This window comes from Sphingobacterium sp. UBA7253 (assembly GCF_002472745.1).
In the GTDB taxonomy this organism is placed as follows: Bacteria; Bacteroidota; Bacteroidia; order Sphingobacteriales; family Sphingobacteriaceae; genus Sphingobacterium; species Sphingobacterium siyangense.
Map to the genome: position 1 here is coordinate 1 of NZ_DKSP01000052.1, position 6,911 is coordinate 6,911.

4 protein-coding genes are annotated in these 6,911 nt (G+C 44.9%); 3 read left to right on the forward strand and 1 reads right to left on the reverse strand.

All coding sequences use genetic code 11. From position 1 onward, the window contains the following. The 3 genes from B2X72_RS04780 to B2X72_RS04790 all read left to right on the forward strand — a co-directional run. Window positions 1-1,665, forward strand: a 1,665-nt coding sequence (locus tag B2X72_RS04780) for a TlpA family protein disulfide reductase (protein WP_286848421.1), incomplete at its 5' end; no start/stop codon positions are given. Window positions 1,666-1,683: 18 nt separating this feature from the next. Continuing rightward, entirely contained in the window at window positions 1,684-4,902 is a 3,219-nt protein-coding gene (locus B2X72_RS04785) for a SusC/RagA family TonB-linked outer membrane protein (protein WP_286848423.1), read from the forward strand. A gap of 97 nt (window positions 4,903-4,999) precedes the next feature. Continuing rightward, the gene (locus B2X72_RS04790) at window positions 5,000-6,388 is read left to right on the forward strand and encodes a RagB/SusD family nutrient uptake outer membrane protein (RefSeq protein WP_286848424.1); all 1,389 of its coding nucleotides are present in this window, start codon (window positions 5,000-5,002) and stop codon (window positions 6,386-6,388) included. A gap of 53 nt (window positions 6,389-6,441) precedes the next feature. Here the strand turns inward: B2X72_RS04790 and B2X72_RS04795 are convergent, their stop codons facing one another. Continuing rightward, window positions 6,442-6,798 (reverse strand): hypothetical protein, encoded by a 357-nt coding sequence (locus B2X72_RS04795; protein WP_286848426.1) that lies wholly within the window; start codon window positions 6,796-6,798, stop codon window positions 6,442-6,444. Window positions 6,799-6,911: the final 113 nt, after the last annotated feature.

Here is a 6,911-nt window from a genome sequence, read left to right on the forward strand (position 1 = left end):
GGAATTGCTCAAAAGATGGTCGACTATAGCTTGGCACAAGAAACACACAAGCTTGACTATAGCGCGACCCTAGGTTCACCCTTGCTAAGCCCTTGTTATACACAAGGACAACTAAACAATTGCACAAGACCCACACAACAAAAGCAAGCTTTTCAGCAGGTGGGAGATGCTAGATTGACTTATGGAGTGGAATCTGAACAATCTGTTTTAAGGTATTTTAAGTCGATCTGTAAGGCTTTGGTATTTCGAATCAATACTTTGCTTGGATTGATAGGTTCAGTTGTTCAGCGGGCTTTAAAATGTCTTTTATTCGATGCGGATTATAAGCGTGCCTATCGCATGGTATTGACATGCTTGTTTTTATGTTTAGTTTCTATGTTTAGTTTATCGGCTCAGACGCCCCGCAAGGATAGCGGGGCGGATGGGCTCTCCCATCTTGTTGGTTTAAAGCCGGGTGATAAGATACCTGAGGTTGTATGGAACCAGTCGCTCGAATTGAATTATTTCAATGGGAAGAAAAAAACAATCAAGTTCTCTGATCTGAAAGGGAAGCTGATCTTACTCGATTTTTGGGCAACCACCTGTCCGAGCTGTATCGAAAATATTCCACACATGGAGGGAATCCAAAAGCGGTACCCAAAAGAACTAACAGTAGTATTGGTAAATAGCAAAAGAAACAAGGATACACCCCGCCGGATTAAGCTTGTATTGGATCGATACAAGGAAAAGTACAATTTTGAAATCAAACTGTTGACCTTATTGGATGATACGATACTAACAAACCTTTTCCCCCACAATACCATACCCAATATTACCTGGATCAATCAGGAAGGTACTTTTTTAGGAAATACATTGCCGGATGAAGTCAGCATAAAAAATATCGAAGCTATTCTCCATAATAAAAATGCCGATTTACAGCTGAGCGGTGAATTTCGGAATAAGGATAACAGAATGGCAACACCACCGATCTTTGATACAACAGGTGTTAAATTCCTGTCCGCTATAACTGGCTATTTACCCGACTATCTACCAACTTATCCGAACGTCGCCTATAAGAATGATAAGTCCAACTATCAAATGGTTAATGCGGCCTTCAATTTTATGCTAAGAATTGCTTTTAAAAATGAATTGAAAGGTTTTGAAAGTACCGACTATGTGTTTGAAGAGGGGTTAAAGTATAAGATCCAACAAATGATACTGGGCGGTTCGCTCCGCCAGTACAAATACAGCTATCAGCTCTTTGTAGCAGATACAATCTCGCCCGGCAGGGCTGAGCGCTATTTTCAGCAAGCTTTTAAAGATTACTTCCACCTCACTATAGAGAGGAAAAGAGGCCCGGTATCCTGTTACAAAATCGAAATTTTGGACAATATTTCGGATTTGAAATCCAAAGGCGGTATGCATTTGGTCAATGTAAAACCCGAGGAAGGTCCAATTTCCTTTCGGAACTTTCCCTTGATAACCTTGCTCAGCCTATTGCATCACTATGTTGACCTGCCGGTTTCCTATAACAGGAATGCAGACATGCAGATCGACCTCTCTTTTCCAGTGGGTTTTGAAAGGATGCCTGTGGAAGAGAAGCTGAGTTTTTTGGCCAGTAAGGGCATCCGTCTAACCCTGCAGCAGCAGGAAAAGGAATATCCCTATATCAGCCGTATCCATTAATCCTTAAGATCTATTATTATGAAAATATGCTATTTAATAACCCTTATACTCTGTTGTCCTTTTTTATGCTACGGTCAGCAAGATAACTTGCTGATCTCAGGTCAGGTCTATTCGGGTGAAAATAAACAGGCGCTCGGGGGAGTAACTGTCCGGCTGATGGGAAAGGGTACGCTGAGTCGCAGCAGCTCGGATGGAAAATTTACGATAAGGGTGCAGAGTTTGAAAGATTCACTGGTATTCTCCAGTGTGGGGTTTATCGAGAAAAAGTTGGCGGTAAGCTTCTTTGATCGTGAAAGACCTCTGTTTTTGGACAGGCAGGTTAACTACCTGCAAGAGGCGCTGGTCAGTACGGGTTACCAGACCGTAAAAGCGCGCGATATCACAGGGGCTGTCGAAGTTGTTTCCAGTGAATTGCTGGGTCAGCAGACGGGGTTAAATGTGCTCCAGCGCCTGAACAACGTAACCGCTGGCATACGTTTTGATAACCAGCCGATCAATAACCCCGACCTGCAGAAACTGAATTTTTCAGTCCGGGGCCTGAGTACAATAAATGGAAATCTTGATCCACTGGTCGTCCTGGATGGCTTTATCTATGAAGGGGCCATCGGCAATATAGACCCAAATAACATTGAATCTGTTTCCATATTGAAAGATGCCGCCGCAAGTGCCATCTGGGGAGCCAGGGCAGGCAATGGGGTGATCGTGATGACTTCCAAAAAAGGGACGCTCAGATCGGCTCAAGCGACGAAGATCTCGTTCAGCAATACATCGGTCATCAAACAGAAGCCTGACCTGAATCAGCTCTACCAGCCATCTTCCCGGGATTTTATCGAAGTAGAACGCATGTTGTTTGACGGTGGCTATTATGATACTTTCCTCAACTATCTACCCTATTATGCGATGACTCCGGTCATCAACCTGCTGGGTGGTAGAAAAAAGGGACTCGTTACGGAGGCCGATTCGGCGCGTACGATTGACTGGCTTGCCGGTCAGGATGGCCGTCGCAATTTTTCTGATAACTTTTACGGTACGGCTTTTTCCAATCAGCTTTCCCTACATATTGGTGGGGGAAGCAACTCAAACGCTTATGGATTGGGCGTAGGCTATACGACATACCGGACAGATCTGGACGCCCGGTCGCGAAAAATAAACCTGCTCCTGTCCAACAGCTATAGACCGGTGGAAAAACTCCAACTGGATCTCACGGTAAATTTTACCCAACAGCTTGACCGCTCCGGAAAACCTGATTTTTCAGCTTTTAACATTGTGGGGAAATCTGTGCCGTATCTTTATTTTAGAGATGAGAAAGGGGAAGAAGTGCCTTTTGAAAGCATGTATAACAAGGCTTACCTCGACCAGCATTATGCAGATGGATACCTGGACTGGGGATACTATCCTTTACAGGATTACAAACAGGACCGGAAGACTAATAATCTGAACGAGTTATTTGCAACAATCAATTTGCGCTATCAGGTGTTTGACTTTTTGAGTGCCAATGTTGGCTTTCAATGGCAGAATCAGCGTGCGGAGAATGAAAGGCTACATGAAAAGGATAGTTATTTTACGCGCTTAAAAATCAATCAGTTTATGACTGTTGATCCGGTAAGCGGGCAGCGCAAGTATAATGTACCCATGGGCGCTATCCGTGCGCTGGACCAGCAGCAGGGCAGGTCGTACACAGCAAGGACACAGCTGGATTTTAACAAAACCTTTGGCCAGCATCGTCTTCAGGGTATAGTCGGTGCAGAGGCCCGGGAAAATCAGCTGTCGGGAAGTTCAAATATCGCGTATGGCTATAATGAAGTGCCGCTCACTTCAGTGCCTGTGGATTACCTGACAACGTTCCCCACGGTACCTGACAATCTATATCTAAATATCGTCGGTGCCCCGATGTTTACAAAAACGACAAATCGTTTTGTTTCCATATACAGCAACTGGACTGACCTGTACCGTGATAAATACGGCCTGTCTGCAAGCATTAGAAAAGATGGCGCCAATATCTTTGGGGCAACCACCAATGACAAATGGTCGCCCCTATGGTCCGTGGGTGCTTCCTGGCAAATAAACCGTGAGGAGTTTTTTAAAATGAAGTGGGTAGACCAGCTCAAGCTAAGGGTTACGTACGGGTATAGTGGCAATGTCGATCTCCGCAAGACTCCGGAGCCCATTGCCGGAAGTGGGACAGATCCATATACCCTGTATCCCATGTTGGGGATTTCAAACCTGAATGATCCATCACTGCGCTGGGAGAAAGTAGGAATGCTAAACTTTGGTGCCGATTTCTCCGTATTAAAAGGCCGTTTATCGGGGTCGGTCGATCATTACCGGAAATATGGAAAAGACCTTTACGGCCAGACTGCATACGATTACACGACATGGGGAAATAGCGGAACGGTCGTCAAGAATATGGCTGAGATGCAGGGCAGCGGCTGGGATATCAAACTGAATTCGATCAATACGGCCGGCCCATTCAGGTGGAGCAGTAATCTTTTGTTGGGCATCAATAAAAATAAGACGACTGCTTACTACAGCAATCTGAATGAAGGCCTGGTGTATTTTCTGGCTGATGGCAACCGGATCAATCCCGTAGTTGGCCTTCCGCTGAATGCCCTTGCGGCGTACACCTGGATGGGGCTGAATAATCAGGGGATGCCACAGGGATTGTTGAATGGCCAGGCAAGTTCAGATTATACCGCCATATTTAGATCGGCTTCGATGAACCCAATGGGCAACGAGACGATCACCTATATCGGACCCGCCAAACCGACCTCTTTTGGGAATCTGATCAATACCTTTTCGTACCGTGATTTTGATCTTTCGGTCAATGTGAGCTATAAAGGTGGTTATTATTTTAATAAGCCAACGACCAGTTACTATAACCTGTTTCAGTCCGGGATAGCCTATCCTGATTTTGAGCAGCGCTGGTTAAAGCCGGGCGATGAAAAGGTGACCAATGTTCCGGCCATGAATTACCCGGTATCGACCGATGCGGATGCATTTTATGCACGGGCAAGTATCAATGTACTGAAGGGAGACCACCTGCGGCTGGAATACATCAATCTCAGCTGGAGAAAGCGGTATAAACTACGCGCAAAGGAACTGAATCTGCGTCTGTTTGCTAATGCGAGCAATCTGGGGATGATATGGCGTGCCAATAAAGAAAAGATTGATCCTGAATTTGCCTATAGACTTCGTCCGTCAAAGCAGTTTTCACTGGGAATACAACTGGAATATTAGATAGAAATAAAATGAAACCATCATGATTTTTCAAACCACACAGTGGGACGAATAAATCTGATAGCTTCATCATCGTTAAAAAACAAATTATATACAGATGAAAAAGATAAATAAAGGCCTGTTAATCATACTGGGTATCATTGGCATACTCATGCTGCACGGTTCCTGTAACAAATATCTGGATGTACAATCAAACGATGGATTGGTGATCCCCAAAAACCTGGAAGACCTGCAAAAATTATTGGATAATAGCTCAAAGATGAATCGGGGGATAGGCTCCATGGGGGAGATCTCCGCAGATGATTATTTTTTGGAACCATCGGTTTTAGCTATGCAGACGGATATGGACCGGTTAAATTATACATGGCGGAATAATCTGTATAATTTTAGCAACGACTGGTCGGCGGGCTATGGACCTGTTTATATCTGTAATCTGGTATTGGAACGTTTGAACAAGATCCAGCGGACAGCGCTGAATGCGGGAGACTACGATCGGATCAAAGGCACAGCGCTCTTTGGGAAATCCAATCAGTACCTTTCCTTACTGTGGAATTATGCGAAGGCTTATCAAAGTACAACAGCTGCGTCAGATCTGGGCATTGTGCTGCGTGGCTCCTCGGATATGAACGAAAAGTCAAAACGTTCTTCGGTATTGGCATGTTATAATACACTCATCAAGGATCTGCGCAATGCTGCGGAATTTTTACCGCAAACGGGTACGCATGTCATGCGTCCATCAAAAGCCGCTGCTTATGGTTTATTGGGCCGGGCTTACCTATCCATGGCGAAATATGATTCGGCTTATTATTATGCGGATAAAATGCTCCAGATCAATGATGACCTGATGGATTTTAATAAACCTGCTGAGGTCAATCTGACGGGCACAAATCCCTTTTTGCGCTACAATAAGGAGATCGTTGCGTATTATGAACAGACTTCCAATGGAACACCGTTGATCCGGATAGCACAGATGGATACCGTATTGTACCGTTCTTTTGATGCGGATGATCTGAGAAAACAGGCTTATTTTAAATCGGGAGTGAACGGTTATAAGGCTTTTAAGGGAAATTATGCCGTGGCATCCAATGCATGGGAAACGGTATCCCCATTTGGAGGTATTGCGATAGATGAAATGTATCTCATCCGTGCGGAATGTCTGGCGCGTGCAGGCAAGCTGGCGGAAGCACAGGCCGATCTCAATAGGCTATTAGCTACACGATATAAAGCCGGAACTTTTGAGCCTTATCAGTTGACCATCAAAAAGGATGTACTCGATCTGATATTAAGGGAGCGACGAAAAGAGCTGATCTTTAGGGGCCTGCGATGGATAGATATCAAGAGGTTGAATCTCGAAGGAGCAAATATTGTTCAAAGGCGGTTTCTGGACGGGAAGGAATATATTCTACAGCCTAACGCAAACCGTTATGCGCTACCACTGCCTGATGATATCATCCGGGTGACCGGGATGGAACAAAACCCACTTTAATGGAACAACCAAAGCCTCCCATATAGGGAGGCTTTGGTGTTTTGGGGAACTGTTTAATTTCGGTTCACCGGATTGAAAGGAGTCGAACTCGCCCCTCCGGTACGCTCGGGAATATAACCTGAAGCAGCGCCAGCATCACCGGGTGTTGCATCCAATGAAATTTTTGCCGGATCTAAAGCCGATCCGCTCAGGTCGGTGTTGTCAATCGGAAGCGAACAGGCTTTGTTGTCCGTCGGATTACAGCTATGCCCATTTGGCGTAGTCGTCCAGCGTGACTCATCAGCAACCTGAGAGGCATTCAATGGATCTCCGTTGAAATAAACAGTTACAGGAGCTAAACTTTTTCCTGCATAAGCCTCAGCACCTTTGAATGCTGAGAATCCGATAATCATGGCTCCTCCTAATATCATGTAGCCATAATTGTTTAAAAATTTGGTTAGCATGTTGCTACCCTCCTTTCTGTACTGTAGGCCAGTAATTGATCAGTGATAGTGCTGGCCTGCAAACTTTTGGTAAATAATTG